General features: G+C 48.7%; 25 protein-coding genes. 23 read left to right on the top strand and 2 right to left on the bottom strand.

Translation table 11 applies throughout. The annotated features are described in order from the left end of the window. Positions 1-10 precede the first annotated feature (10 nt). Genes rnpA through mnmE form a run of 4 tightly spaced genes read left to right on the top strand, consistent with a single transcriptional unit; the run spans position 11 to position 3,548 of the window. Positions 11-361, top strand: coding sequence for a ribonuclease P protein component (rnpA, locus tag ACT53C_RS03420; protein WP_476144805.1), 351 nt, complete (start codon positions 11-13; stop codon positions 359-361). Beyond that, positions 345-584, top strand: coding sequence for a membrane protein insertion efficiency factor YidD (yidD, locus tag ACT53C_RS03415; RefSeq protein WP_379073918.1), 240 nt, complete (start codon positions 345-347; stop codon positions 582-584). Before rnpA ends, yidD begins: the two co-directional genes overlap by 17 nt. 17 nt (positions 585-601) lie before the next feature. Further along, on the top strand, positions 602-2,203 hold the full coding sequence (gene yidC, locus ACT53C_RS03410; RefSeq protein WP_476144803.1) for a membrane protein insertase YidC: 1,602 nt from the start codon (positions 602-604) through the stop codon (positions 2,201-2,203). Then, positions 2,193-3,548 carry a tRNA uridine-5-carboxymethylaminomethyl(34) synthesis GTPase MnmE gene (mnmE, locus tag ACT53C_RS03405; RefSeq protein ID WP_476144802.1) on the top strand — a complete coding sequence of 452 codons (1,356 nt, stop codon included), beginning with the start codon at positions 2,193-2,195 and terminating at the stop codon, positions 3,546-3,548. The genes yidC and mnmE overlap by 11 nt, the downstream gene beginning before the upstream one ends. Positions 3,549-3,557: 9 nt before the next feature. Here mnmE and ACT53C_RS03400 read toward each other — a convergent pair whose 3' ends face one another. Together ACT53C_RS03400 and cycA are read right to left on the bottom strand one after the other, a co-directional pair. Further along, the gene (locus ACT53C_RS03400) at positions 3,558-4,142 is read right to left on the bottom strand and encodes a cytochrome b/b6 domain-containing protein (RefSeq protein ID WP_194749661.1); all 585 of its coding nucleotides are present in this window, start codon (positions 4,140-4,142) and stop codon (positions 3,558-3,560) included. 3 nt (positions 4,143-4,145) lie between these two features. Continuing rightward, positions 4,146-4,580: a cytochrome c'' gene (gene cycA, locus ACT53C_RS03395; protein ID WP_194749662.1), complete on the bottom strand. Its 435-nt coding sequence runs from the start codon at positions 4,578-4,580 to the stop codon at positions 4,146-4,148. Between the two features lie 210 nt (positions 4,581-4,790). Between cycA and mnmG the strand changes: the two genes are divergently transcribed. The 19 genes from mnmG to ACT53C_RS03300 all read left to right on the top strand — a co-directional run bounded on the left by mnmG (position 4,791) and on the right by ACT53C_RS03300 (position 24,812). After that, entirely contained in the window at positions 4,791-6,728 is a 1,938-nt protein-coding gene (mnmG, locus tag ACT53C_RS03390) for a tRNA uridine-5-carboxymethylaminomethyl(34) synthesis enzyme MnmG (RefSeq protein WP_476144935.1), read from the top strand. Further along, the gene (rsmG, locus tag ACT53C_RS03385) at positions 6,728-7,351 is read left to right on the top strand and encodes a 16S rRNA (guanine(527)-N(7))-methyltransferase RsmG (protein ID WP_476144799.1); all 624 of its coding nucleotides are present in this window, start codon (positions 6,728-6,730) and stop codon (positions 7,349-7,351) included. The genes mnmG and rsmG overlap by 1 nt, the downstream gene beginning before the upstream one ends. Further along, positions 7,351-8,112 (top strand): ParA family protein, encoded by a 762-nt coding sequence (locus ACT53C_RS03380; RefSeq protein WP_228518953.1) that lies wholly within the window; start codon positions 7,351-7,353, stop codon positions 8,110-8,112. The genes rsmG and ACT53C_RS03380 overlap by 1 nt, the downstream gene beginning before the upstream one ends. A 48-nt stretch (positions 8,113-8,160) precedes the next feature. After that, on the top strand, positions 8,161-9,021 hold the full coding sequence (locus ACT53C_RS03375; RefSeq protein WP_194749664.1) for a ParB/RepB/Spo0J family partition protein: 861 nt from the start codon (positions 8,161-8,163) through the stop codon (positions 9,019-9,021). Positions 9,022-9,169: 148 nt separating this feature from the next. Further along, complete coding sequence (locus ACT53C_RS03370) at positions 9,170-9,562, top strand: ATP synthase subunit I (RefSeq protein WP_476144798.1); 393 nt, start codon at positions 9,170-9,172, stop codon at positions 9,560-9,562. Between the two features lie 29 nt (positions 9,563-9,591). Further along, positions 9,592-10,428, top strand: coding sequence for a F0F1 ATP synthase subunit A (gene atpB, locus ACT53C_RS03365; RefSeq protein ID WP_124552423.1), 837 nt, complete (start codon positions 9,592-9,594; stop codon positions 10,426-10,428). A 47-nt stretch (positions 10,429-10,475) separates the two neighbouring features. Beyond that, positions 10,476-10,742 (top strand): F0F1 ATP synthase subunit C, encoded by a 267-nt coding sequence (atpE, locus tag ACT53C_RS03360; protein WP_018987204.1) that lies wholly within the window; start codon positions 10,476-10,478, stop codon positions 10,740-10,742. A gap of 79 nt (positions 10,743-10,821) precedes the next feature. Then, positions 10,822-11,292, top strand: coding sequence for a F0F1 ATP synthase subunit B (locus ACT53C_RS03355; RefSeq protein ID WP_194749667.1), 471 nt, complete (start codon positions 10,822-10,824; stop codon positions 11,290-11,292). Positions 11,293-11,309: 17 nt separating this feature from the next. After that, entirely contained in the window at positions 11,310-11,846 is a 537-nt protein-coding gene (locus ACT53C_RS03350; RefSeq protein WP_194749668.1) for a F0F1 ATP synthase subunit delta, read from the top strand. Between the two features lie 16 nt (positions 11,847-11,862). Beyond that, the gene (gene atpA / locus ACT53C_RS03345) at positions 11,863-13,404 is read left to right on the top strand and encodes a F0F1 ATP synthase subunit alpha (protein ID WP_194749669.1); all 1,542 of its coding nucleotides are present in this window, start codon (positions 11,863-11,865) and stop codon (positions 13,402-13,404) included. A 29-nt stretch (positions 13,405-13,433) separates the two neighbouring features. Then, entirely contained in the window at positions 13,434-14,303 is an 870-nt protein-coding gene (gene atpG, locus ACT53C_RS03340) for a F0F1 ATP synthase subunit gamma (protein ID WP_275357504.1), read from the top strand. A 67-nt stretch (positions 14,304-14,370) separates the two neighbouring features. Next, a complete protein-coding gene (gene atpD / locus ACT53C_RS03335) occupies positions 14,371-15,807 on the top strand; it encodes a F0F1 ATP synthase subunit beta (RefSeq protein ID WP_476144796.1) in 1,437 nt (478 codons plus the stop codon). Positions 15,808-15,876: 69 nt separating this feature from the next. Then, a complete protein-coding gene (locus tag ACT53C_RS03330) occupies positions 15,877-16,302 on the top strand; it encodes a F0F1 ATP synthase subunit epsilon (protein WP_476144795.1) in 426 nt (141 codons plus the stop codon). 96 nt (positions 16,303-16,398) lie between these two features. Beyond that, positions 16,399-17,769 carry a bifunctional UDP-N-acetylglucosamine diphosphorylase/glucosamine-1-phosphate N-acetyltransferase GlmU gene (glmU, locus tag ACT53C_RS03325; protein ID WP_476144794.1) on the top strand — a complete coding sequence of 457 codons (1,371 nt, stop codon included), beginning with the start codon at positions 16,399-16,401 and terminating at the stop codon, positions 17,767-17,769. A 4-nt stretch (positions 17,770-17,773) separates the two neighbouring features. Then, positions 17,774-19,609, top strand: coding sequence for a glutamine--fructose-6-phosphate transaminase (isomerizing) (gene glmS / locus ACT53C_RS03320; RefSeq protein ID WP_476144793.1), 1,836 nt, complete (start codon positions 17,774-17,776; stop codon positions 19,607-19,609). 102 nt (positions 19,610-19,711) lie between these two features. Then, positions 19,712-20,932, top strand: coding sequence for an EAL and HDOD domain-containing protein (locus tag ACT53C_RS03315; protein ID WP_476144792.1), 1,221 nt, complete (start codon positions 19,712-19,714; stop codon positions 20,930-20,932). 115 nt (positions 20,933-21,047) lie between these two features. Beyond that, positions 21,048-21,512 (top strand): Hsp20 family protein, encoded by a 465-nt coding sequence (locus ACT53C_RS03310; protein WP_194749676.1) that lies wholly within the window; start codon positions 21,048-21,050, stop codon positions 21,510-21,512. Between the two features lie 224 nt (positions 21,513-21,736). Beyond that, positions 21,737-23,401, top strand: a complete 1,665-nt coding sequence (ettA, locus tag ACT53C_RS03305; protein WP_476144791.1) for an energy-dependent translational throttle protein EttA — start codon at positions 21,737-21,739, stop codon at positions 23,399-23,401. A gap of 622 nt (positions 23,402-24,023) precedes the next feature. Beyond that, positions 24,024-24,812 carry an ABC transporter permease gene (locus tag ACT53C_RS03300; protein ID WP_476144790.1) on the top strand — a complete coding sequence of 263 codons (789 nt, stop codon included), beginning with the start codon at positions 24,024-24,026 and terminating at the stop codon, positions 24,810-24,812.

Genomic DNA, 24,812 nt, shown 5'->3' with positions numbered 1-24,812 from the left:
TACTCAATGCATGACATTGTATAAGCTAAAAAAAACGGATGAATTTTCATCCGTTTTTAGTTTCAGGAAGCGGTTTTATGGTGAATGGTTATTTGCCAACATCAAACCAAATCAGCTTTCACATCACCGCTACGGTCTGGTTGTTTCAAAAAAAGTGTCCAAACTGGCGGTTAGACGCAATTACATGAAACGGGTATTGCGAGAAGTCTTGCGTGCTCACCCAGCAATGGCGCCTGTTTGTTTTGATGTGGTGGTACAAGTGCGTAAGCCGTTCAAACAAGGTGAATTTGCTCAAGTGCGTCAAGATGTAGAGACTTTGCTACGCCGTTTAAGCAAATCCGTGCATGTGCATGCTTCCTGATGAATCCTTGCCGATGAAGACGTTGTTGATATTCTTGATCAAGTGTTACCAATGGGGACTCAGTCCCTGGTTGGGAAGACAATGTCGTTTTCACCCTACCTGTTCACACTATGCCATTGAGGCCTTGCAACGCTATGGTGCGTGGCGTGGGAGTGTGTTAGCCTTACGCCGCATCGGTCGTTGTCATCCCTGGCATCCAGGTGGTGTAGACCCCCTACCCTGACTTTTAAACGAAATCTTATGGATACTCGCCGTCTAATTCTGTTCGTGATTTTTTCTTTTTCCATCATGTTGCTGTGGGATGCCTGGCAACAAGACCATTCACCACAACCAACTGCCGAGCAAGTGGCACAAGCGCTGCCTGCAACTGCTGATAAACCGCAGGTAGATGGCTTTCATTTAAACAAAGGCACACGTATCGCCGTCACAACTGATCGTTATGCGGCGGTGATTGACACTGCCGGCGGTGATTTGCGTCAATTATCCTTGTTAGAACATAAAGCAGATAATGGCGCTGGTCCTTATGAGTTGATGAGTGATAGCAGTAAAGACAAATTATATGTTGCGCAAACCGGCCTCAAGGGTGAAGGCTTGCCTACGCATTATGAAAACTTTACCGCTGAGGCTAGCAGCTACCAAATGCAAGCGGATCAACAAACGTTGGATATCCGTTTAACTGCCCCGGAGAAGAATGGTATTGCAGTAGACAAGATTTACCGCTTTCATCGTGGTGAATATGTTATTGATGTGTTGTATGAAATTAAGAATAACAGCGAAAAAGCCATTTCGCCTTCGGTGTATTACCAAATCATTCACGATAATGAATCCAATCAGGGTTCTAAAATGATGCCGACCTTTACTGGCGGCGCTTATTTCACCGAAGCAGACAAATACAACAAGGTGAAATTTGATGAAATGGCCAAAAAGGATGTTTCTATCAATGCTAAAGATGGTTGGATTGGCTTGGTACAACATTACTTTGTCAGCGCCTGGATTCCACAATCAAAAGCTGAACGCAAGTTTTACACGACAAAACTCAGTGAGCATGACTTCTCAATTGGTACTATTTTGCCTGTAGGTGAAATTGCACCAGGGACAAGTAAAACAGTAGACGCAAAATTATTCAGTGGACCGCAAGTTCAGCAAGCTTTGGAAGCGACGGCGCCTGGCTTGGAATATGTGGTCGATTACGGCATTTTGACCGTGATTGCTAAACCGTTAATGTGGTTGTTGAGTCATATCCACGATCTGGTGAAAAACTGGGGTGTGTCGATTATTGTGCTGACCATCCTCATCAAGGCAGCTTTCTTCAAACTGTCAGCTTCTGGCTATCGCAATATGGCGCATTTGCGCGAAATTGCCCCACGCATGCAAGCACTGAAAGACAAGTTTGGCGACGACAAGCAAAAGCTGCAGCAAGCCATGATGGAAATGTATCGCACCGAAAAAATTAACCCGATGGGTGGTTGCTTGCCCATACTGGTACAAATCCCGGTGTTTATTTCCTTGTATTGGGTATTGTTGGGCTCTGTAGAATTACGGCATGCCCCATTTTTTGGCTGGATACAGGATCTTTCCGCCACCGATCCCTATTTTGTGTTGCCCATATTGATGGGCGCCACCATGATCATCCAAACCTTCTTGAATCCACCACCGACTGATCCGATTCAAGCCAAAGTGATGAAGATTATGCCTGTGTTGTTCAGCGTATTCTTCTTCTTCTTTCCTGCCGGATTGGTGTTGTACTGGCTGGTCAACAATATCCTGTCTATCTGGCAACAATGGGCAATTAATCGCATGATCCACGCCGAAGCGCTGGCGAAAAAAGGACATGGCAAATAATCTTCCGATTGCCAACGATACCATTGCCGCGATTGCAACCGCCCCCGGTGCAGGCGGCATTGGTGTCGTCAGGGTCTCCGGCCCGCTAGCAGCCAGTATTGCTGCTAAAATTCTCGGGCACTGCCCTCCCCCGCGTCACGCAGCGTATCTTTCTTTTCTACAAGCCGACGGTGTATTAATAGATCGTGGCATTGCGATTTATTTCCCCAATCCTCATTCGTATACAGGTGAAGATGTGCTTGAGCTACAGGCGCATGGCGGGACTGCGTTGATGCAAATCTTGCTTGCGCGTTGCATCGAATGCGGTGCACGCCACGCCGTGGCCGGCGAGTTCACACAACGCGCATATTTGAATGACAAACTGGATCTCGCACAAGCTGAAGCAGTGGCTGATCTGATCAATGCCTCGACCGAGGAAGCAGCCCGCAGTGCAGTTCGATCGTTGTCTGGCGAGTTTTCTAATGCGGTACAGGACTTGTTGCATCAATTGATTGATTTGCGGATGTATGTCGAGGCTTGCCTGGATTTTCCTGAGGAAGAGATTGATTTCATCACGCAAGGGCGAGTGTTGGAAAAGCTTCAACAAAATCAGGTCACCTTGCAAAGAATTTTCCACCAGGCAAAACAGGGTGCTTTGCTGCGCGAAGGCATGAATGTGGTGTTGATTGGACAGCCCAATGTTGGCAAATCCAGTTTATTAAATGCTTTATCTGGTGAAGAGGTTGCGATTGTGACACCGATAGCTGGTACGACACGTGATACCATCAAAAACGTCATTCAAATCCAGGGTGTGCCTTTGCATATCATTGATACTGCAGGTTTGCGTGAGACCGAAGATACCGTGGAGCAATTTGGCATAGCCCGGACCTGGAAAGCGATTGCAAGTGCGCATGTGGCTTTGTTACTTGTGGATAGTCAGCATGGCATTGGTGCATTTGAAAAGTCCATTCTTGAAAAGTTACCGAGTCAGGTCAAAAAAGTTTGGGTGCACAATAAGATAGATGTTTCACGTGAAACATCGCGCACTGATGTTATTGATCATGAGCAGCACGTGTTTTTATCAGCCAAGACAGGTCTAGGTATTCCTTTGTTGCAAAAAACTTTGCTGGAGATGATTGGTTATCAACCTGGCGGAGAAGGTGTGTTTATGGCAAGGGCTAGACACTTGCAGGCGTTGCAAGCCGTATCAGAGCACTTAAGTTATGCGGTGAGCCAAATGAATGCTGCGGAGCTCATTGCAGAAGAGTTGCGTTGCGCACAAGAGGCGTTGGGTAGTATCACTGGCGAGTTTACGCCGGATGATTTGCTTGGGGAAATATTCAGTCGTTTTTGTATAGGTAAATAAAAACCCGCATCAGCGGGTTTTTTTTCGGGGGAACGGTGTGTTTTTTTGGTCAAACCGTTCTTCAATACTGCATACGCGTTTACACCCTGTAATCATCGCCCAGATCAGGTTATCACGATTGATGATGCTTTCAAAAATCACACCGAAGACATGGACCACCACCACACCCAGCCATGTCCAAGTCACATAGTGATGTAAGGTTTTGGCCATTTCATCATCAATAAAGTCCCAGCCATTGTTATAAACAATGCAGCCGGAACCTACCGTCAGGATGCCTAGGCCCAGCATCGCATAAATTGCTATCGCACCTGTAGGGTTGTGGCCGATATAGTGCTTGGCTGTTCCATGGATAAGCTTGTAGAGATGCTTCAGCGCCCACACCGGGTTCAGCGGGAAGCTATGAAAGTTGGCATAACCTGTGGAAATAATGCCCCAGATAATGCGCGCCACGATCAGAGTGCCGGCCACATAACCCGCATAAGCATGATGTAGCCGATCCCACATCGAGTCGTGCGTATAAAAGGCATAAGCAAACGCCGCGACCAGTGACCAATGGAAGATCCGTATAAACGGATCCCATACGTAACGTAGCATTGATTATTTGCTAGGTTTTGTTTCGGTTAACAGATAAGCGATAAAGTTTGCCTTTTCTGAAGGTGAGCAGTCTGCACCCAAAATATCATTGCAGTGCTTGGTGAACTCTTCTTCTACTTTATCAATATCGGTAAAGCGCTTGGTATTCACGCGTGGTGCCAGTGGAGGGATTTCTTTGCCAGTGACGATGTTCTTGCCAACGTTTGCAGGGTTGTTAGTGTGGCAAGAGGCACATGCCGCTTCTTTACCACTAGGTGTTTTGAATTTGCGGTTAAAGAAAATTTTACCATCAGTAATGGATGGGGCTTCGTACATGGAGTTTGCAGAGTGTGCAATGTTGGTATATTTGTATACCAGTTTTTCTGCATTGGTGACATCAGCCAATGCGTGCGCAGAAAAAAGAACCCCGAATACGGCAATGATTGTTTTGATTTTCATGGTAATAGCTCCTTGGTTGTTTTAGGAAAAATTCTATTCTTGTTATGTTAAGCAAATATGGCCTGCTTGTTATTGATTTGTATTAAACCGTAAATACATTGTATTAAATCATAGTTTAGGTGTAACAATGCAGTGATTTAAATGACCATTTAGTAAGTTTAAGCTAAAATCATAAATCTTTTTAAATCAAACAGTTCAAGATTCTTTATGATGGACTTTCCTGATCGATTCGATGTCATTGTGGTGGGTGGTGGGCATGCCGGCACCGAGGCTGCGCTGGCGGCAGCCCGTATGGGTCAAAAAACCCTCTTGTTGAGCCACAACATTGAAACTCTGGGGCAAATGTCCTGTAACCCTTCTATTGGTGGCATAGGCAAGGGTCACCTGGTCAAAGAGGTTGATGCCCTCGGTGGCGCCATGGCGGCCGCCACTGATGAGGGAGGCATCCAGTTTCGTATCTTGAATTCTAGCAAAGGCCCGGCTGTGCGTGCCACGCGTGCGCAAGCCGATCGCATTTTGTACAAGGCGGCCATTCGACGCCGTCTGGAGAACCAGCAAAATTTGTGGCTGTTTCAGCAGGCTGTAGACGATATCATTCTTGAGAATCATCGCGCTGCGGGAGTGGTAACGCAGATTGGTTTGCGTTTCTATGCAAGGTCGGTGGTGCTCACTGCAGGGACATTTTTGGGTGGCTTGGTGCATGTGGGTTTGCAAAGTTATAGCGCCGGGCGCGCCGGAGACCCGCCCGCAATCTCCCTGGCGGCTAGACTGAGAGAAATTGGTCTTCCGGCCGGCCGGCTAAAAACTGGAACACCACCACGTATTGATGGTAGAACCATTGATTACAGTGTGATGACTGAGCAGCCTGGTGATACACCAGTGCCGGTGTTCTCCTTTTTGGGTAATATAGCCCAGCATCCGCAACAGTTACCTTGCTGGATTACGCATACCAATCAGCAGACGCATGACATTATCCGCAGTGGATTGGATCGTTCGCCGATGTACACGGGTGTGATTGAAGGTGTGGGCCCGCGTTATTGCCCCTCTGTTGAAGACAAAATTCATCGCTTTGCCGACAAAGAGTCTCATCAGGTATTTCTTGAGCCTGAGGGGTTGACCACCCATGAGATCTATCCGAACGGCATTTCCACCAGTTTGCCTTTTGATATTCAGTTATCGTTGGTGCGTTCGATTCGCGGGCTGGAGCAAGCGCATATCTTGCGCCCCGGATACGCCATTGAATACGACTATTACGATCCAAGAGGATTAAAATCGACTCTCGAAACCAAGGCTGTGCAAGGCTTGTTTTTTGCCGGACAGATCAATGGGACAACCGGCTACGAAGAGGCGGCAGCACAAGGGTTGTTAGCGGGCGCAAATGCCGCACTTTATGCGCAGGATAAAGACGGTTGGTGCCCCTCCCGTGAACAAGCCTATTTGGGTGTGTTGGTGGATGATTTGATTACAACGGGGGTGAATGAGCCATACCGGATGTTTACTAGTCGTGCAGAGTACCGTTTGCAGTTGCGGGAAGATAATGCAGATATGCGCTTGACCGAAGTCGGTCGTCAACTGGGGTTGGTTGATGATGTGCGCTGGGCGGCCTTCTGTAAAAAACAGGAAGCGATCACGTGTGAGCAAGCAAGATTGAAGCGCACGTTTTTACAGCCTGACCAAGGTCAACCCCTGGGCAATAGCCAAAATAAAATTGTTTCACGTGAAACACAAACGTTGATTTTTGGTAAAGCTTTGGAGCATGAGTATTCGTTATTTGAATTATTACGGCGTCCAGAGGTGAGTTATCAATCATTGCTGGAGATTGTTCCCTCCTCTGAAGTGTTGGCCGAAGATGTGATGGAGCAAGTAGAAATTGCTGCCAAGTATCAAGGCTATATTGATCGCCAAAATGAGGAAATTTCACGCCAAAAAAATAGTGAGCACGTCAAGTTGGGCGATGCTATCGATTATAATGATGTGCATGGCTTGAGTATTGAAGCGCGGCAAAAACTACTGGCACAGAAACCCGAAACAATTGGCCAAGCCAGTCGCATCCAGGGGATTACCCCTGCCACGATTTCTTTGTTGATGGTTTATCTCAAGCGTAAACAGAAAAAGCAGAGCCAGTCTGGCGATATTGCAGCAGCATGATGGACTTGGCTTCAAAGTTAGCGGCCGGTGTCGAGGTGCTCGGTTTGCAGGCGATGGTTACGCCTGAAATGCAGCAGAAGTGTCTCGCTTATATGGCGCTGATGCAAAAGTGGAACAAGGTCTATAACCTGACTGCGGTCCGTGATTCAGAAGAGATGCTGGTGCTACATGTGCTGGATAGTTTGAGCGTTCTGCCTTTTGTAGAGGCCGGTAATGTGCTGGACGTAGGCAGTGGTGGAGGCTTGCCGGGGTTGATAATCGCAATTACGCGTCCCGAGGTCGAAGTCACCACGATTGATACTGTACAAAAAAAAGCTATCTTTATGCGGCAGGTCAAGGCTGAGCTGGGATTGTCCAACGCGCAAGTGGTGCATGGCCGGGTTGAGGCGTATGCGCCCCCTACTCGCTTTTCACAAGTGATCTCGAGAGCCTTTTCCGATATTGCTTTGTTTAAGCAGTTGACTGCACATTTAATTGCGCCACAGGGGCGATGGTTAGCCATGAAGGGAGTGGTGCCAAGCGATGAGTTGGCGCAGGCAAAGGTCATCCCCAAAGAAGTGATCCGTCTTCATGTGCCCTACTTGCAGGCCGAAAGACATTTAATCGTGTTTGAGAATACATAATGAAAATAATTGCCATCACCAACCAAAAAGGGGGCGTCGGTAAAACCACCACTTGCGTCAATCTGGCTGCCAGTTTGGCCGAGCACGGAAAAAAAGTCTTGTTAGTCGATCTGGATCCACAGGGTAATGCCAGTACTGGCAGTGGCATTGATAAATCACATTTAAAAGACAGTATTTATCAGGTGTTGATTGGTAACAAGACACTGCAGGAGGTGGTGATTCATGCTGAAGCTGCTAAGTATGATGTGGCGGCTTCTAATCGCGACCTTGCTGGGGCCGAAGTAGAGTTGGTCAATGAAATGGCGCGTGAAACGCGGTTGAAAAATGCAATTCTCAAGTTGGGTGATGATCGCTACGATTTTGTCTTGCTGGACTGTCCGCCTTCATTAAATCTGGTGACCGTTAACGCATTAACTGCAGCACACTCAGTCATGATCCCGATGCAATGTGAGTATTATGCCTTGGAAGGTTTGTCTGATCTGGTCAATACTGTCAAGAAAGTGCGCGCTCACTTAAATCCTGTTCTGGAGATAGAGGGTTTGCTGCGTACCATGTTTGATAACCGCAATATGCTGGCACAGCAAGTGTCAGCCCAGCTGGTCAATCACTTTGGCAAAAAGGTGTATCAAACCATTATTCCGCGCAATGTCAGACTGGCTGAGGCGCCCAGTTACGGCATGCCTGTTTTGCTGTATGACCGTTCTTCCAAGGGTGCGCAGGCTTATCTTGAATTGGCGCAAGAAATCATTCAAAAAAATTAATTATTCATCCATTTCATTTCAGACATACATTTATAAGGAAGTAGCAGCATGGTGAAGCCCAAGGGACTCGGTCGCGGACTCGACGCATTGTTATCAGGGGATGCGGAAACAATTGCCCAGTCAGACATGTTGCGCACATTGCCTGTAGGGCAGTTGCAGCCAGGCAAGTATCAGCCGCGTTCCTATATGAACGAGGAAGCCCTGCAAACGTTGGCTGACTCGATCGCGGCACAAGGCATTATGCAGCCGATTCTGGTACGTGAAATTGCCCCGGAAAAATTTGAGATTATTGCCGGTGAACGTCGCTGGCGTGCTTCGCAAAAGGCGGGCCTGACCGAAGTGCCCGTGCTGGTGCGGGAAATTGCCGACGAAGCCGCACTGGCGATGGCGCTGATTGAAAACATTCAGCGTGAAAACCTCAATCCACTCGAAGAAGCCATGGGCATTAAGCGCCTGATTGACGAGTTTGAGATGACGCACGAAAAAGCGGCACAAGCCGTGGGTCGCTCGAGAGTGGCGGTGTCCAACTTGTTGCGCCTGTTGACACTGACCCCTATGGTGCAGGATATGTTGCTGGATAACCAGATCGACATGGGCCATGCACGTGCGTTGGTGGGGATAGAGCCGGCCCAGCAAATCTTGTTGGCAAACAAGGTGGTTCAGGATGGCTTATCTGTGCGTGAAGTGGAGCGCATGATTCAATCCGAGCCGGCGAGTGGCAAAAAAGCCAAGCCTGCCGTGCATCCAGATGTGGCGACTCTGCAAAACCAACTCAGTGAGCAGTTGGGGGCTGAGGTCAGTATTAGCAGTAAGGCGAACGGCGCGGGTGTCTTGAAACTGAGTTTTGCAAATCTGGATCAGCTTGATGATTGGATAGCGAAACTGACCGACAATCACCTAAAATCGTAAGCAAAATGACGTAGCCAACCTGCAGGCCTCGATTTTTCCAGCTCATTCAGGCAGTTATGGCTAGTTTGGTGCTTGACTTCGTCGGGTGAATAATTCAAAATCTCGCGTCTTTGTAGTATTTTGTCTTGAATTTTTGCGGGCTAACCCCATGAGTGGTCTCGAAACCCAAGCGGCTGGCATGTCGCTTTACCGTAACATGCTGCGCTGGCAACTCATGGCGACAGCGGCAGTGACCATAGCAGCATTTGCATTGGCAGGGATCAATGCAGCATTATCAGCCTTGATGGGCGGCATTTCCGTTGTGATCGGTGCCTGGTTTGCTGCAAGAATTGCAGCCAAAGGTCAGCTGAAAACAGATCCCACGGCGGTATTACTCAATTTACTCAAGGCAGAAGCAGTAAAAATATTAATCATCGCGATTATCCTGTTTGTGGTTTTCAAGCTGTTTCGTGCATTGGTGCCTTTTGCATTGATTGCAGGCTTGGCAGCCGCTGCGCTTTTTTCTGGCGCCGCGCTCGCAAAATCACAAGCAAATGTGTAGACCAGTTAACTTAAAAATAGTTTGAACATATGACAACCGAACACGCACAACACGCAGAACTGACTCCTTCTGAATATATCGCGCACCACCTGAGCTTTAATGCACAAGGTGTGAATGGCAATGCCACCTCTGAAGGCTTTTGGGTATTGCACTATGACACCCTGCTGACTTCAGTCGTGCTGGGTTTGCTGGTGATGGGGCTGATCTGGTGGGTGGCACGCGGAGCGACCGCTGGCGTACCGACTAAGCGTCAGGCGTTTGTTGAGTTGTTATTCGGTTTTGTCGATGACCAGGTTAAAAACATTTTTCACGGTAACCGTCATTCCTTTATTGCGCCGGCTGCACTGACCGTGTTTGTTTGGGTGCTGGTCATGAACGCGATGGACTTCCTGCCGGTAGACCACGTAGCAAATGTGGCATCAGCAATTGGTGGCGAGCATACCAAATGGCGTATCGTCCCTACTTCTGACATTAACACCACGTTTGCTTTGGCATTGGCGGTGTGGTTCCTGATGATTTTCTTCTCTATCAAAGCCAAAGGCCTGGGTGGCTGGATTCACGAATTGTTCTGTGCACCATTTGGTAGCAATCCTTTGGTATGGCCTGCCAACTTCTTGTTTAACCTGATTGAATACGTTTCAAAACCACTTTCTCACTCATTGCGTCTGTTCGGTAACATGTACGCTGGTGAAATCATCTTCTTGCTGTTGGGTATGTGGGCTGCCACTGGCCTGACTGGTACCGTTGCCGGTGCTGTACTGGGTGCTGGATGGTCTATCTTCCACATCCTGATTGTGGCCTTGCAAGCGTTTATTTTCATGATGTTGACTGTGGTCTACCTGGCCATGGCGCATGAATCACACTAGTTTTAACTTTGTAGTTGTTTTTAATTCTTTATAAGAGAGGGTATTAAATGGAAGCATTAGCATTGATTCAAGCCTACACAGGCGTTGGTATTGGTTTGATCATTGGTTTGGGTGCCGCTGGCGCTTGTATCGGTATTGGTATCATGTGTGCAAGTTTCCTGGAAGGCGCTGCTCGTCAACCAGAAATGATCCCTGCCCTGCAAGGTAAAGTATTCCTGCTGTTGGGTTTGATTGACGCTTCTTTCATTATCGGTGTTGGTCTGGCAATGATGTTTGCATTCGCAAACCCATTGTTGAGCGTTGTTGCCAAGTAATTTTTACTCGGTAATCACCGCCCGGTAGGGTTTAAGTAGTGACTTAAACCTTTCAACCAATCAGTATGATGGATCCAACATGAATATTAATTTCACACTCATCGCGCAAGCTATCGCATTTGCAGTGTTGATCTGGTTCACAGTGAAATTCGTTTGGCCGCCGCTGTTAAAAGCGATCGAAACACGCCAAAAGGAAATCGCAGATGGTTTGGCTGCTGCCCAAGAGGGCAAGAGCGCCCTGGAAGTGGCTGCCAAAAAATCTGAAGCAACATTGAACGAGGCCAAACAAAAAGCAAGTGAGATTATTGGGCAAGCCGAAAAACGCGCCGCTCAAATCATTGATGAAGCCAAAGCAAACGCCAAGGCTGAAGGTGATCGCATTATTGCCGGTGCCAAAGCTGAAATCGATCAGGAAGTGAACCGTGCCAAAGAGGGTCTGCGTGCACAGGTTTCAACACTGGCTGTCGCTGGTGCAGAAAAAATCCTGCGCAAAGAGATTGATGCCAAAGCACATAGCGAAATGTTGTCTAAACTCGCTGCGGAACTATAAGGTTAAAGGGATAAAACATGGCTGAACTCTCAACCATTGCAAGGCCTTATGCTGTCGCTGCCTACAAGTTGGGCAAAGAGAAAAATGCATTGGCAACATGGTCTGATATGTTGGCATTGGCAGCCGGAGTGGCTTCTAATGACCAAATGAAAACCCTGATTGATAACCCCAAACTGAATGCGGCAGATGTTGAAGGCGCATTCCTCAAAGTCTGTGGCGACAATCTTAACGAGCATGGTCAAAATTTGATCAAGACTTTGGTTGAATATGGCCGTTTATCCTTATTGCCTGCCATTGCTGAAGCCTTTGAGGCTTTAAAAGCGCAAGATGAAGGCACCTTGGACGCACAAATCATTGCCGCTGCCAAAATCACGGCAACGCAAACCAAAGATTTGGTCAAGCGTCTGGAAGCCAAGTTCGGCAAGAAAATTGAAGCAAGCGTTTCCGTTGATCCGGAAATCATCGGCGGCATCAAAATTATTGTTGGCGACACCGTTATCGACGCGTCTGTCCAAGGTCAGTTACAAAATTTAGCCTATACGCTCACAGCATAAGGCATAGGAGAATTAAATGCAGTTATCTACATCAGAGATTAGCGAGCTCATTAAGAGCCGTTTGGAAAACTTCTCTACCGCCGCAGAAGCACGTACCCAGGGTACTGTGATTTCTGTGACAGACGGCATTGTGCGCATTCACGGCCTGTCTAACGTCATGGCTGGTGAGATGATCGAGTTTCCAGGCAACACATTCGGTCTGGCATTGAACCTGGAGCGTGACTCCGTGGGTGCCGTGGTGCTGGGTGAGTATGAACACATCACTGAAGGCGACGTCTGTAAATGTACAGGTCGTATTCTGGAAGTGCCAGTGGGCCCCGAGCTGATTGGCCGTGTGGTGAACGCGTTGGGTCAGCCGATTGATGGCAAGGGTCCAGTCAACACCAAGCTGACAGACAAAATTGAAAAAATCGCCCCAGGTGTGATTGCACGTAAATCCGTGTCACAGCCTGTACAAACTGGTTTGAAGTCTATTGACTCCATGGTGCCAGTGGGTCGTGGTCAGCGTGAATTGATCATTGGTGACCGTCAGACAGGTAAAACAGCGGTTGCTGTCGATGCGATCATTAACCAAAAAGGTCAGAACATGACCTGTATCTACGTTGCGATTGGCCAGAAAGCGTCTACCATTGCTAATGTGGTACGCAAACTTGAAGAGCACGGCGCGATGGCCTATACCATCGTGGTGGCGGCAACCGCTTCTGACTCAGCTGCTCTGCAATTCCTGGCACCCTATGCCGGTTGTACCATGGGCGAATACTTCCGTGACCGTGGTGAAGATGCATTGATTGTCTACGATGACTTGTCCAAACAAGCCGTGGCTTACCGTCAGATTTCCCTGTTGCTGCGTCGTCCACCAGGCCGTGAAGCTTACCCAGGTGACGTGTTCTACATCCACTCCCGTCTGCTGGAGCGTGCTGCGCGCGTCAATGAAGAATATGTTGAAAAATTCACCAACGGTGAAGTTAAAGGCAAAACAGGTTCATTGACTGCCTTGCCAGTGATTGAAACACAAGCTGGTGACGTGTCTGCATTCGTTCCAACCAACGTGATTTCGATTACCGATGGTCAGATCTTCCTGGAAAGTGACCTGTTTAACGCTGGTGTCCGCCCTGCGATCAACGCCGGTATTTCCGTGTCTCGTGTGGGTGGTGCAGCGCAAACTAAAGTGATCAAAAAACTGGGCGGTGGTGTCCGTCTGGCTTTGGCGCAGTATCGTGAATTGGCTGCGTTTGCGCAGTTTGCTTCCGACTTGGACGAAGCGACCCGCAAACAGCTGGACCGCGGTCGTATGTTTACCGAGTTGATGAAGCAAGCCCAATACGCACCTTTGAGCGTGGCGAATATGGGTATCAGCCTGTTTGCTGCCAACAAAGGTTACTTTGATGATGTGCCAACCAACAAAGTCTTGGCCTTTGAAAACGCATTACACGGTTTCCTGAGCTCCAAGTACAAAAATATCGTTGATACGATCGAATCCAGCAAGGATTTGAGCGGTGATAACGAAAAGGCACTGGAAGCAGCAATTCAGGACTTCAAAGCGACCAACGCTTATTAATCTCTGACACTTCGACTTAGGAAACGCATATGGCAGGAAGTAAAGAGATTAGAACCAAGATCAAGAGTGTAGAAAATACACGCAAGATCACCAAGGCGATGGAGATGGTGGCCGCCTCTAAAATGCGCAAGGCGCAGGATAGAATGCGTGCCTCCCGCCCTTATGCGGAAAAAATCCGCAACGTGGCGGCTCACCTTTCATTTGCACAATCAGAGTATCGTCATCCGTTTTTGATTAAACGTGACGTGGTGAAAAACGTGGGTCTGATTGTCGTCAGCTCGGACAAAGGATTGTGCGGTGGCTTGAATACCAACGTACTGCGCATGTCGGTGAACCAGATGAAAACCTGGGAAAGCGAAGGCAAAGGCATCAGCGTCAGCGCCATTGGTAACAAAGGCTATGGCTTCATGAACCGGGTGGGCGCACAAGTGAAATCCCATATCACCGGTTTGGGCGATACTCCGCATCTGGAAAAACTCATCGGCACCATCAAGGTGATGCTCGATGCGTACATTGCCGGTGAAATTGATCAGCTTTACATCTGCTATACCAAATTCATCAATACCATGAAGCAAGTGCCAACCATGCAACAATTGTTGCCTTTGACTGGCGAGCAACTGGGCAGTCCTAATGGTCATTGGGATTACATCTATGAGCCAGAAGCAAAACCGGTCGTAGATGAATTGATGATGCGTTACATTGAGTCATTGATTTATAACGCAGTGGCTGAAAACATGGCGTCTGAGCAATCTGCCCGTATGGTAGCGATGAAATCAGCCTCGGATAACGCTAAGAGCGTGATTGGTGAACTGAAACTGGTCTACAACAAGGCACGTCAGGCTGCCATTACCAAAGAGATTTCTGAAATCGTCGGCGGTGCAGCTGCGGTTTCGTCCTAAGGGTGCGTTTTAGGGCAGCAAGTTTAAGAATTCAATTAGATCTGACTCATACAGTTAGGAAAAGAAAATGGCAAAGGCAAATCAAGCAGTAACAGGTAAAGTAGTGCAGTGTATCGGCGCTGTGGTTGACGTGGAGTTTCCACGCGATCAAATGCCTAAAGTATTCGATGCATTGATTATTGATGACAAAGATTCCAAAGCTGAGACTGGCTTGACTTTGGAAGTGCAACAACAATTGGGCGACGGCATTGTCCGTACCATCGCCATGGGTTCCTCCGATGGTTTGGCACGTGGCACTGCGTTCAAAAACACAGGTGCAGCGATCTCTGTGCCAGTCGGTGAAGGCACATTGGGCCGTATCATGGACGTATTGGGCCGTCCAATTGACGAAGTCGGTCCTATCGATTCACAAGAGTTCCGTTCTATCCACCAGAAAGCGCCAGCGTTTGAAGAGCTGTCTCCTTCGGTTGACCTGCTCGAAACAGGCATTAAGGTGATTGACCTGGTTTGCCCATTTGCTAAAGGCGGTAAAGTGGGTCTGTTCGGTGGCGCGGGTGTTGGTAAAACCGTGAACATGCTGGAACTGATCAACAACATTGCTAAACAGCACTCCGGTTTGTCAGTATTTGCCGGTGTGGGTGAGCGTACCCGTGAAGGTAACGACTTCTACCACGAGATGGCAGAAGCTGGCGTGATCAAGCTGGACAACATGAAAGAGTCCAAAGTGGCGATGGTGTTCGGTCAGATGAACGAGCCTCCTGGTAACCGTCTGCGCGTCGCGTTGTCCGGGTTGACCATGGCTGAAAAATTCCGTGACGAAGGCCGTGACGTGTTGTTCTTCGTAGATAACATTTACCGTTACACATTGGCCGGTACAGAAGTATCTGCGTTGCTGGGCCGTATGCCATCTGCCGTAGGTTACCAACCTACCCTGGCTGATGAAATGGGCCGTCTGCAAGAGCGTATTACTTCAACCAAAGTCGGTTCTATTACATCTATCCAGGCCGTTTACGTACCTGCGGATGACTTGACTGACCCATCCCCAGCAACCACATTCCAGCATTTGGACTCGACCGTGGTTCTGTCACGTGACATTGCTTCATTGGGTATTTACCCAGCGGTTGACCCACTGGATTCAACTTCACGTCAGCTGGATCCACAAATTGTGGGTGAAGAGCACTACTCTGTTGCACGTGCGGTGCAGTCTACACTGCAACGTTATAAAGAGCTGCGCGACATTATTGCGATTCTGGGCATGGACGAGCTGTCACCTGAAGATAAACTGGTGGTTGGCCGTGCACGTAAGATCCAACGTTTCTTGTCACAGCCTTTCCACGTGGCAGAAGTGTTTACCGGTGCGCCTGGTAAATATGTACCTCTGAAAGAAACCATTAAAGGCTTTAAAGCGATTGTAAATGGTGAGTATGACCACTTGCCAGAGCAAGCCTTCTACATGGTAGGTGCCATTGAAGAGGCTGTTGAAAAGGCTAAAACACTGAACTAATGGAGTATGAATACAGGCAGATGGACGCCATCTGCTTGTTTCTTTCAGTGATATAGAAAAGAGAACATTATGGCAAATACAGTGCATATCGATGTGGTGAGTGCCGAAGAGTCTATCTTCTCCGGCGAAGCCGAATTTGTCGTGGCCCCCGCAGGTGCAGGTGAAGTGGGTATCTACCCAAATCACGCACCAATGATTACCACGATCAAGCCCGGTGCATTGCGTATCAAGCAATCTGCAGCGCAGGAAGAAACCCTGATCTTCATTTCTGGCGGCATGCTGGAAGTGCAGCCAGGCATGATAACCGTACTGGCGGATACAGCCATTCGTGGTCAGGATCTGGACGAAGCCAAGGCTATTGCAGCTAAGGAAGCGGCCGAAGAAGCATTGAAAAACCGTTCTTCCGAGATTGACTATGCCGCAGCGCAAGCTGAGTTGGCAGAGGCTGTTGCACAAATCCAGGCAATTCAGAAATTGCGTAAATCAGTCCACTAGTTGTTGCATTAGCGTTTAACATTAAATTTAATGCAGACAATGACAAATGAGGCGGCTTTCAAGCCGCCTTTTTTGTTTCTGAGATAAAATAATCGCATGACTGATTTGAATATTGTAATTCTGGCGGCAGGCAAAGGCACCCGTATGCGCTCAGACCTGCCTAAGGTACTGCACGCCATTGGCGGCAAACCGATACTGCATCATGTGATCAACGCCGCACGCAAACTCAATCCTCAAAAAATCATTGTGGTCTATGGTTTTGGGGGTGAACAGGTCCAGCAACAAACCCCGGGCGAGGATTTGGTGTGGGTTTTACAAGCCGAGCAACTGGGGACCGGACATGCCGTGCAGCAAGCCCTCCCCCATCTGCCTGCACAAGGAAGAACACTGATTCTGCTGGGCGATGTGCCGCTGGTCGATGTTGAGGCCTGTCGCGACATGCTGTCGCAGGCAGATGCACATCTGGTTGTACAAACGTTTATCAAGGATGATCCGACCGGCTATGGCCGTATCGTGCGCAATGCACAAAATCAGGTTGTGGCCATTGTTGAGCATAAGGATGCCAGTGAAGCACAACGAGCCCTTCAGGAAGTGAATACCGGCATTATGGCCATGCCTAATGCAGCGCTGAAACATTGGCTGGCTCAACTGCAAAACAACAATGCGCAGCAAGAGTATTATCTGACAGATATCATTGCAATGTCTGTAAGCGAAGGACGGGCGGTACTACCACATGTGGTCGCCGATGCCTGGTCTGTTACGGGCATCAATTCCAAGCTGGATTTACAACAGATGGAGCGTGAATATCAACACAGACAGGCGCTCAACTTGATGACGCAAGGCGTCACCCTCATGGATGCGCAACGAATTGATATTCGAGGTCTCCTGAACTGCGGCCGTGATGTGCGTATTGATGTGAACTGTGTCTTTGAAGGGGAAGTCACCTTGGAAGATGGTGTTGATGTCGGTCCAAATTGCGTGATCAAAAATGCCGTGATTGCACGCAATACCACATTAGCTGCATTTACCCATATAGAAGAGGCCAGGATCGGCCAGGATAGTAAAGTCGGCCCATTTGCGCGTTTGCGACCAGGTACGCACCTGGCTGCCGAGACGCATGTGGGCAACTTCGTCGAAATTAAAAATGCCAGCGTCGGCCTGGGTAGCAAGGTCAACCACTTGAGTTATGTGGGAGACGCCACTATCGGGGCAAACGTCAATATTGGAGCTGGCACGATTACTTGCAATTACGATGGGGCCAATAAGCATCAGACTGTGATAGAAGATGATGTGTTTGTGGGCTCTGACAGTCAATTGGTCGCCCCTGTAACCATAGGCAAAGGGGCGACGATTGCCGCAGGCTCCACCATCACTAAAGATGTGCCGGCAGAGACATTAACACTCTGTCGTGCACGTGAGCAACGTTCAATTCAAGGATGGAAACGTCCGCAAAAGGTGAAAAAATAAACATATGTGTGGCATTGTCGGTGCAGTTTCAAACCGTAATATTGTTCCCTTGTTGATTGAAGGCCTTAGCCGTCTGGAATATCGCGGCTATGACTCAGCGGGGATTGCTGTACTCAACCAGTCCATCGTACGTGTGCGTGCGGTCGGCCGCGTCTCTGAATTAGAGCGCAAAGCTCAGGGCTTAACCAGCCAGATCGGCATAGGCCACACGCGTTGGGCCACGCACGGTGGCGTCACCGAACAAAATGCACATCCGCATGTTTCGCCTACGCAAGAGCAGGCTGAAATCGCCGTGGTACATAACGGCATTATCGAAAACCACGATGAACAGCGTGACCGTTTACAAGCCTTGGGTTATCACTTTACTTCACAAACTGATACCGAAGTGATTGCCCATCTGGTGCATTATTATTACCAGCAGAGCAAAGACCTGCTGGTGGCTGTCAGACAAGCGATCAGTGAATTGACCGGCGCGTATGCGATCAGTGTGATCGCCCTGGCCCAGCCACAAACCATGATTGTTGCCCGCTTGGGCTGCCCGCTGTTGATTGGCTATGGAGAAGGCGAAAATTTCGTTGCTTCCGATGTGTCTGCGGTGCTGTCAGCCACGCGTAAAGTGGTTTATCTGGAGGATGGCGATGTCGCCACCTTGCAAACCGATCGCGTGACGATTATCGATAAGCAAGGCGAAACCGTGCAGCGCAAAGTGCACATGAGTGATGTCTCTCTGGCCTCATTGGAATTGGGCCCTTACAGCCATTTCATGCAAAAAGAGATTCATGAGCAACCACGCGCGATTAGCGATACGATAGAAGCGCTTATTGATGATGGCGCTTTCAGGTGTGAATTGTTTGGTGCGACAGCAGCTGACATTTTCAAACAGATTGATAGCGTATTGATTTTAGCGGCGGGGACCAGCTATTACGCGGGCATGACCGCCAAATACTGGCTGGAAAGCATTGCAAAAATTCCAACCTCAGTCGAAATCGCCAGCGAATACCGGTATCGTGATTCGGTGCCTAATCCCAAGCAGCTGATCGTCACCATTTCGCAATCCGGTGAAACGTTGGATACGATGGAAGCGCTCAAACATGCCCAAAAATTGGGGCATCCTTTCAGTCTTGCCATCTGCAACGTGCAAGAAAGCGCCATCCCACGGGCATCATCCCTGATTTACTACACACGTGCTGGTGCAGAAATCGGTGTGGCCAGTACCAAGGCGTTTACCACGCAATTGATTGCATTGTTTGTCCTGTCCGTTACCTTGAGCAAAGTGCGCGGTCTCTTGACCGATGCGCAAGAGCAACAATACCTGGCCGAGCTGCGCCAACTGACCGGCAGCGTGCAAATTGCGCTGAATCTGGAGCCGCAGATTCGCGAATGGGCACATCGCTTTGGCGATAAGGAACATGCCTTGTTCCTCGGCCGTGGCATCCACTTCCCGATTGCGATGGAAGGCGCGCTCAAGCTTAAAGAGATTTCCTATATCCATGCCGAAGCCTATCCTGCCGGTGAGTTAAAACATGGCCCCTTGGCGCTGGTTGATAGCAATATGCCCGTAGTGGTGATTGCCCCCAACGATGCATTGCTTGAAAAGGTCAAGTCCAACATGCAGGAAGTCCGGGCACGCGGTGGCGAGTTGTTTGTGTTTGCGGATGCAGACAGTCACTTTCATGCGTCTGAAGGCGTACAGGTCATCCGCACGCCGCGCCATGTCGGCGCGCTCTCCCCGGTATTGCATGTGATTCCGGTGCAGCTGCTGGCTTATCACGCCGCCTTGTTTAAAGGCACCGATGTAGACAAACCACGTAACCTGGCCAAGAGTGTGACCGTCGAATAGTCATAAACCCCAGAAAAGCCCCGACATTCGGGGCTTTTTTTTCAATACAAAATGGCGATGACTGCCATAAACTGGTAATCGGTGCTAATCAGGAATGCAGTCATGACCACGTCACAACACAGTATTATCGGTCGCCAGCCGGTTGTTAATGATCAACAACAAATCATAGGCTACGAGTTTTTCTTCCGTAATGAGACGGATGGCAGCAACACGCCCTTTGAGGAAGATATTCAAACCTGCGCGCGTATCCTGAATACCACTATGGACGAAATGCATGAGAGCTGGTTACTCGGCCAGCAGCTGGCATTCATCAACGTCGATCATGTCATGCTCAATAGCGTGTTTCTCGAATTGATGCCGGCAGAAAAAACCGTGCTCGAAGTGGTGCATCACCTTCAGGTCACCCCAGAAATCCTGGCGCGTTGCCAGGAGTTGAAACAACTCAAATTCCGTATCGCATTGGATAATCCGCAACACTATCCGCATTTGGAAGCCTTGTTGCCTTATGCCGACTTTATCAAGATCGATATGCGCAATGTGGGCATTGCACAAGCTAAACAATGGTTAAAAAAATACCAGCACGATCAATGTTCCCTCATCGCAGAAAAGGTGGAGGAAAATAACCAGTTTCAGGACCTGCTGGATGCGGGTTACCACCAGTTCCAAGGCTATTTTTATGCCAAGCCAGAAAATATCAGCAGCAAGGTCATTAATCCAAGCTTTGATGGCGTGTTGCATTTGTTGAACCTGGTCAGCCAGGAGGCAGAAAACAAGGACATCGAAAATGGGTTTAAACGTGATACCACGCTGAGCTATAAACTGCTGCGCTATATCAATTCCGTGGGCTTTGGCTTGTCATGCGAAGTGCAATCCATCGGTCATGCTTTGACCATCTTGGGGCGCAACCAGCTTTATCGCTGGCTGACTTTACTTATGGTCACGGCGGGTAACAACAGCAGCTCCACTGCCCTGATGAAAACCTCAATTACACGTGGCCGCTTGACCGAGTTATTGGGCGAACCGTTTTTTGAAAAGCGCGACCGTGACAATCTGTTTGTGGTGGGCGTATTTTCGCTGCTGGATGTGATGCTTAAAGTGCCGATGGAAAATATCCTCGAGAAACTACAATTACCTGAGACGATCGTCGATGCACTCGTTGAGCGCCAGGGTATTTTTGGCCCTTTCCTCAAGCTCACCGAAGCTTGCGAAGATGCCAACAATGAAGAAATTTTAGAGATGGCTGCCATGCTGCAACTCAAGCCGGAAAAAGTAAATCAGTGCCATATGGAGGCCCTGGCCTGGACCGAGGCCCTGGGAATATAAATCAATACCTGACCCTCTTGAAAAGATAAAGCGCATACCCATTTACACGATACAGATGCTTGCAGTTTGAGGTCTGTGAATCATGTTAATCGCTTATTTTTGAAAGGATCAACGTATGCGTAGTTATGACTTAACCCCCTTCTACAGAACCGCAATTGGCTTTGACCGTTTGGCTAAAATGCTCAACGAAAGCCAGCGCAGTGAAAACGAAATCAGCTATCCACCTTACAACATCGAACTGGTAGACGAAAACGCCTACAAAATCGTGATGGCAGTGGCTGGCTTCCAGCAAGATGAACTGGAGATTGAAACTGAACACCAGGCATTGCGCGTGACTGGTCGCAAAGCCAAAAAAGAGCAGGAAACCACCTATCTGCACCGTGGTATTGCCACCCGGGACTTTGAGCACAAGTTCCAGTTGGCCGATCATGTGAAAGTGACCGGCGCACAGCTCGAAAATGGCTTGTTGACGATTGCTTTGGTGCGTGAGATTCCTGAGGCACTCAAGCCACGCAAAATTGAAATTGGCACCGCAGTCCCAAATGCAAGCGCTACCTTGATCGAGCAAAAAGCAGCTTAAGCTGAGGGCATAAAAAGGGCCAGTTGGCCCTTTTTTCATATTTAGCTGCAGAATAGAAATCTGTTTAGTCGCTGAGCAAAGGCATCCAGTCAACCGCCTTGCATGCGCATGTCACTGTCCGCATTCCACGCTCATCCGCGGTTATCTAACGCTAAAGAATTCCTTGTTTATCCCCGCTCTGCGTTAAAATAGCCGCTTCCAACCATACTCTGGATGTAATACAAATGGCGCAATATGTGATGTCCATGCTCCGCGTGAGCAAAATCGTGCCGCCCAAACGGCAAATCATCAAAAATATTTCCCTTTCATTTTTCCCGGGCGCAAAAATTGGCTTGCTAGGCTTAAACGGTTCAGGCAAGTCGACCGTGCTGCGCATCATGGCGGGCGCGGATAAAGAGTTTGAAGGCGAAGTGCAATGGCAACCGAATATTTCGATTGGCTATCTGCCGCAAGAGCCACAGCTGGATGCTGAAAAAACCGTGCGTCAGGAGGTCGAAGCCGGCTTGGGCGCTATCATGGAAGCCAAGCAAAAGCTGGAAGAAATTTATGCCGCCTATGCTGAACCTGATGCCGATTTTGACAAACTGGCCGAAGAGCAGGCCAAGTACGAAAATATCCTGGCCGCCAGCGGCAGTGACGTCGAGCAGCAATTAGAGATTGCCGCCGATGCACTGCGCTTGCCACCCTGGGACGTAAAAATCGGCCCGTTGTCAGGCGGTGAAAAACGCCGCGTGGCCTTGTGCAAATTATTACTGTCAAAACCTGACATGCTGTTGCTGGACGAGCCGACCAACCATTTGGATGCGGAATCCGTCGAGTGGCTGGAACAGTTTCTGGTGCGTTTCCCTGGCACTGTGGTGGCTGTCACCCACGACCGCTACTTCTTGGATAATGCGGCTGAATGGATTCTGGAACTCGACCGCGGTGAGGGTATTCCGTGGAAAGGTAATTACTCCAGCTGGCTGGAACAAAAAGAAGACCGCTTAGCGCTGGAGCAAAAACAGGAAGATGCCCACCGCAAAGCCATGAAGCAAGAGCTGGAATGGGTGCGCCAAGGGGCTAAAGCGCGCCAGAGCAAGAGCAAGGCGCGCTTGGCACGTTATGAAGAAATGTCCAGCGTCGAATACCAGCGCCGCAACGAGACACAGGAAATCTTTATCCCGCCCGGCGACCGCCTTGGCAATCAGGTCATTGAGTTTAGTAACGTCTCCAAAGGCTTTGGGGATCGCTTGTTGATTGATAATCTCTCCTTCACCATTCCGCCTGGCGCGATTGTCGGCGTGATCGGCCCCAACGGTGCCGGTAAGTCCACGCTGTTCCGCATGCTTCAAGGCAAAGAACAGCCTGATAGTGGTGAAATCATCACCGGGCCCACCGTGAAACTGGCTGCAGTCGACCAGACCCGTGATGGTTTGGATAACGATAAAACCGTATTCGAGGCCATTTCTGGCGGGCTGGATGTACTCAGCGTTGGTAAATTTGAAATGCCTAGCCGGGCTTATATTGGTCGCTTCAACTTCAAAGGCGGCGACCAGCAAAAAATCGTTGGTCAACTCTCGGGTGGTGAACGTGGTCGCTTGCACTTGGCCAAGACCCTGATTTCCGGGGCTAACGTCTTGCTGCTGGATGAACCATCGAATGACCTTGATGTGGAAACCCTGCGCGCTCTCGAAGATGCCTTGCTTGAGTTTTCAGGTTGCGTACTGGTCACCTCGCACGACCGCTGGTTCCTGGACCGGATTGCCACGCACATTCTGGCCGCCGAAGGCGACTCGCAATGGACGTTTTTCAACGGCAACTATCAGGAATACGAAGCTGACAAGAAAAAACGCCTGGGTGAAGAAGGTGCCAAACCCAAACGTATCCGCTATAAACCGATTAGCAGATAAAGCAATCCCGTTTATTTAAACTGAGTATTTGAGGCATTCAATTCATCGAAAAATATTGTTTTGGGGATTGGTTTAGGGGTTCTTTATTTTATAAGTTAGTTGGTGCTTCAATCATCATAGTCTCCTTTTTTGGCCAATCCTGGAAAATCATTTAGTCAAGCAAGGTATGCATTGGATTGCCGAAGAGGCTTGGCATCCTCTATCGAGAATTGGCAGAGTTGGCGCGCATACAACCAGCCCCTTAAGTTGTTTCACAACCGAAGTGAATTTCTAGTTGCGAATTTGCTATAAACGCCTTCAACTGTTAAAATCATTTAATGATTTGAGCAGCTGCAATGCGTCGCTTCTCTGAGATATTTTACTTCGTAATGGCCTGCATATAGTCCACAACAGAATGTTTTGTATGGTAGTGGCTTTATGAAATGGGTGGGTTTGTGAATCAATTAAAAAATGTAATCACCATAGATGCAAATGGCTCGGCAAAAAATAACGTTCGTTTTGATGAAGTTCATCAGTGTTTGATAGTTGTGTCACAACTTGTCCACATTCTTTTTGGCGTGTCAGGTAAGTCCTGCTCTACGGAAAGCTGCTTTCTCGCACCGCTCTGCGAAGGGGTGGCCTTTTGAGTGGTCAAGATCATAAGCAGAGTGACTTTTTTGCAGCGATTGCCGCTTATGACCTGTGGTCTTTTTGGGCATGGCAAGACATAAAAATAAAATATCGGCGCTCCAAAATCGGTCCATTCTGGATCACACTCAGTATGGCTGTTTTCTGTGTCACTTTAGGCGTTGTTTACAGCAAACTTTTTAAAGCGGAAATTTCTGAATTGCTGCCTTTTTTAGCGATTGGCCTGGTGGTTTGGAGTTTTATTGCAAGCTGCATTGGCGAAATGCCTAATTTATTTGTCGACAATTCATCCTACATCAAGGATATGCGGATCAATCCGCTAACTATCCTGCTACGCGTACTCACCAGAAACGCCATTAATTTTGGCCACAATTTGCTTATTGTGGTTGGGATTTATCTCTATTTCGGCATCTGGCCGGGATGGACTGGGCTGTTGGCGCTCCCAGGTATTATGCTTGTTATGCTTAATCTGATGGTGATTGCTGTCCCATTAAGCATTATTGGTGCTCGATTTCGCGATATTGCTCAAATCACTCAAAGCATTCTTCAGGTAGTGTTTTTTGTTACGCCCATCTTCTGGTTCCCGCGCTTACTTGCAAAAGGCAGCTGGGTGATTGCAGCGAACCCTGTAGCCTATTTTATTGACTTAGTTAGGTCCCCTCTTTTGGGGCATGCCCCAGAACCTATTTCGTGGGGAGTGTCATTGTTAACGCTGTTGGCAACATCCATTCTGGCAGCGTGGGTTTATAGAAGCAAAAGCGCTTACATCGCGTTTTGGGTGTGA

This window comes from Methylophilus sp. DMC14 (assembly GCF_056314085.1).
This window is presented reverse-complemented; position numbering and strand designations above follow the sequence as displayed.

What these genes read in the sequence shown, in the direction of transcription:
- atpG (WP_275357504.1), top strand. Translation starts at nt 13,434, where the DNA reads ATGGCAGGAAGTAAAGAGATTAGAACCAAGATCAAGAGTGTAGAAAAT.
- glmS (WP_476144793.1), top strand. Translation starts at nt 17,774, where the DNA reads ATGTGTGGCATTGTCGGTGCAGTTTCAAACCGTAATATTGTTCCCTTG.
- ettA (WP_476144791.1), top strand. Translation starts at nt 21,737, where the DNA reads ATGGCGCAATATGTGATGTCCATGCTCCGCGTGAGCAAAATCGTGCCG.
- mnmE (WP_476144802.1), top strand. Translation starts at nt 2,193, where the DNA reads ATGGCAAATAATCTTCCGATTGCCAACGATACCATTGCCGCGATTGCA.
- ACT53C_RS03355 (WP_194749667.1), top strand. Translation starts at nt 10,822, where the DNA reads ATGAATATTAATTTCACACTCATCGCGCAAGCTATCGCATTTGCAGTG.
- rsmG (WP_476144799.1), top strand. Translation starts at nt 6,728, where the DNA reads ATGGACTTGGCTTCAAAGTTAGCGGCCGGTGTCGAGGTGCTCGGTTTG.
- yidD (WP_379073918.1), top strand. Translation starts at nt 345, where the DNA reads ATGTGCATGCTTCCTGATGAATCCTTGCCGATGAAGACGTTGTTGATA.
- rnpA (WP_476144805.1), top strand. Translation starts at nt 11, where the DNA reads ATGACATTGTATAAGCTAAAAAAAACGGATGAATTTTCATCCGTTTTT.
- atpE (WP_018987204.1), top strand. Translation starts at nt 10,476, where the DNA reads ATGGAAGCATTAGCATTGATTCAAGCCTACACAGGCGTTGGTATTGGT.
- ACT53C_RS03370 (WP_476144798.1), top strand. Translation starts at nt 9,170, where the DNA reads ATGAGTGGTCTCGAAACCCAAGCGGCTGGCATGTCGCTTTACCGTAAC.
- ACT53C_RS03330 (WP_476144795.1), top strand. Translation starts at nt 15,877, where the DNA reads ATGGCAAATACAGTGCATATCGATGTGGTGAGTGCCGAAGAGTCTATC.
- atpA (WP_194749669.1), top strand. Translation starts at nt 11,863, where the DNA reads ATGCAGTTATCTACATCAGAGATTAGCGAGCTCATTAAGAGCCGTTTG.
- mnmG (WP_476144935.1), top strand. Translation starts at nt 4,791, where the DNA reads ATGGACTTTCCTGATCGATTCGATGTCATTGTGGTGGGTGGTGGGCAT.
- atpD (WP_476144796.1), top strand. Translation starts at nt 14,371, where the DNA reads ATGGCAAAGGCAAATCAAGCAGTAACAGGTAAAGTAGTGCAGTGTATC.
- ACT53C_RS03380 (WP_228518953.1), top strand. Translation starts at nt 7,351, where the DNA reads ATGAAAATAATTGCCATCACCAACCAAAAAGGGGGCGTCGGTAAAACC.
- ACT53C_RS03315 (WP_476144792.1), top strand. Translation starts at nt 19,712, where the DNA reads ATGACCACGTCACAACACAGTATTATCGGTCGCCAGCCGGTTGTTAAT.
- ACT53C_RS03375 (WP_194749664.1), top strand. Translation starts at nt 8,161, where the DNA reads ATGGTGAAGCCCAAGGGACTCGGTCGCGGACTCGACGCATTGTTATCA.
- ACT53C_RS03400 (WP_194749661.1), bottom strand. Translation starts at nt 4,142, where the DNA reads ATGCTACGTTACGTATGGGATCCGTTTATACGGATCTTCCATTGGTCA.
- ACT53C_RS03310 (WP_194749676.1), top strand. Translation starts at nt 21,048, where the DNA reads ATGCGTAGTTATGACTTAACCCCCTTCTACAGAACCGCAATTGGCTTT.
- yidC (WP_476144803.1), top strand. Translation starts at nt 602, where the DNA reads ATGGATACTCGCCGTCTAATTCTGTTCGTGATTTTTTCTTTTTCCATC.
- cycA (WP_194749662.1), bottom strand. Translation starts at nt 4,580, where the DNA reads ATGAAAATCAAAACAATCATTGCCGTATTCGGGGTTCTTTTTTCTGCG.
- ACT53C_RS03350 (WP_194749668.1), top strand. Translation starts at nt 11,310, where the DNA reads ATGGCTGAACTCTCAACCATTGCAAGGCCTTATGCTGTCGCTGCCTAC.
- atpB (WP_124552423.1), top strand. Translation starts at nt 9,592, where the DNA reads ATGACAACCGAACACGCACAACACGCAGAACTGACTCCTTCTGAATAT.
- glmU (WP_476144794.1), top strand. Translation starts at nt 16,399, where the DNA reads ATGACTGATTTGAATATTGTAATTCTGGCGGCAGGCAAAGGCACCCGT.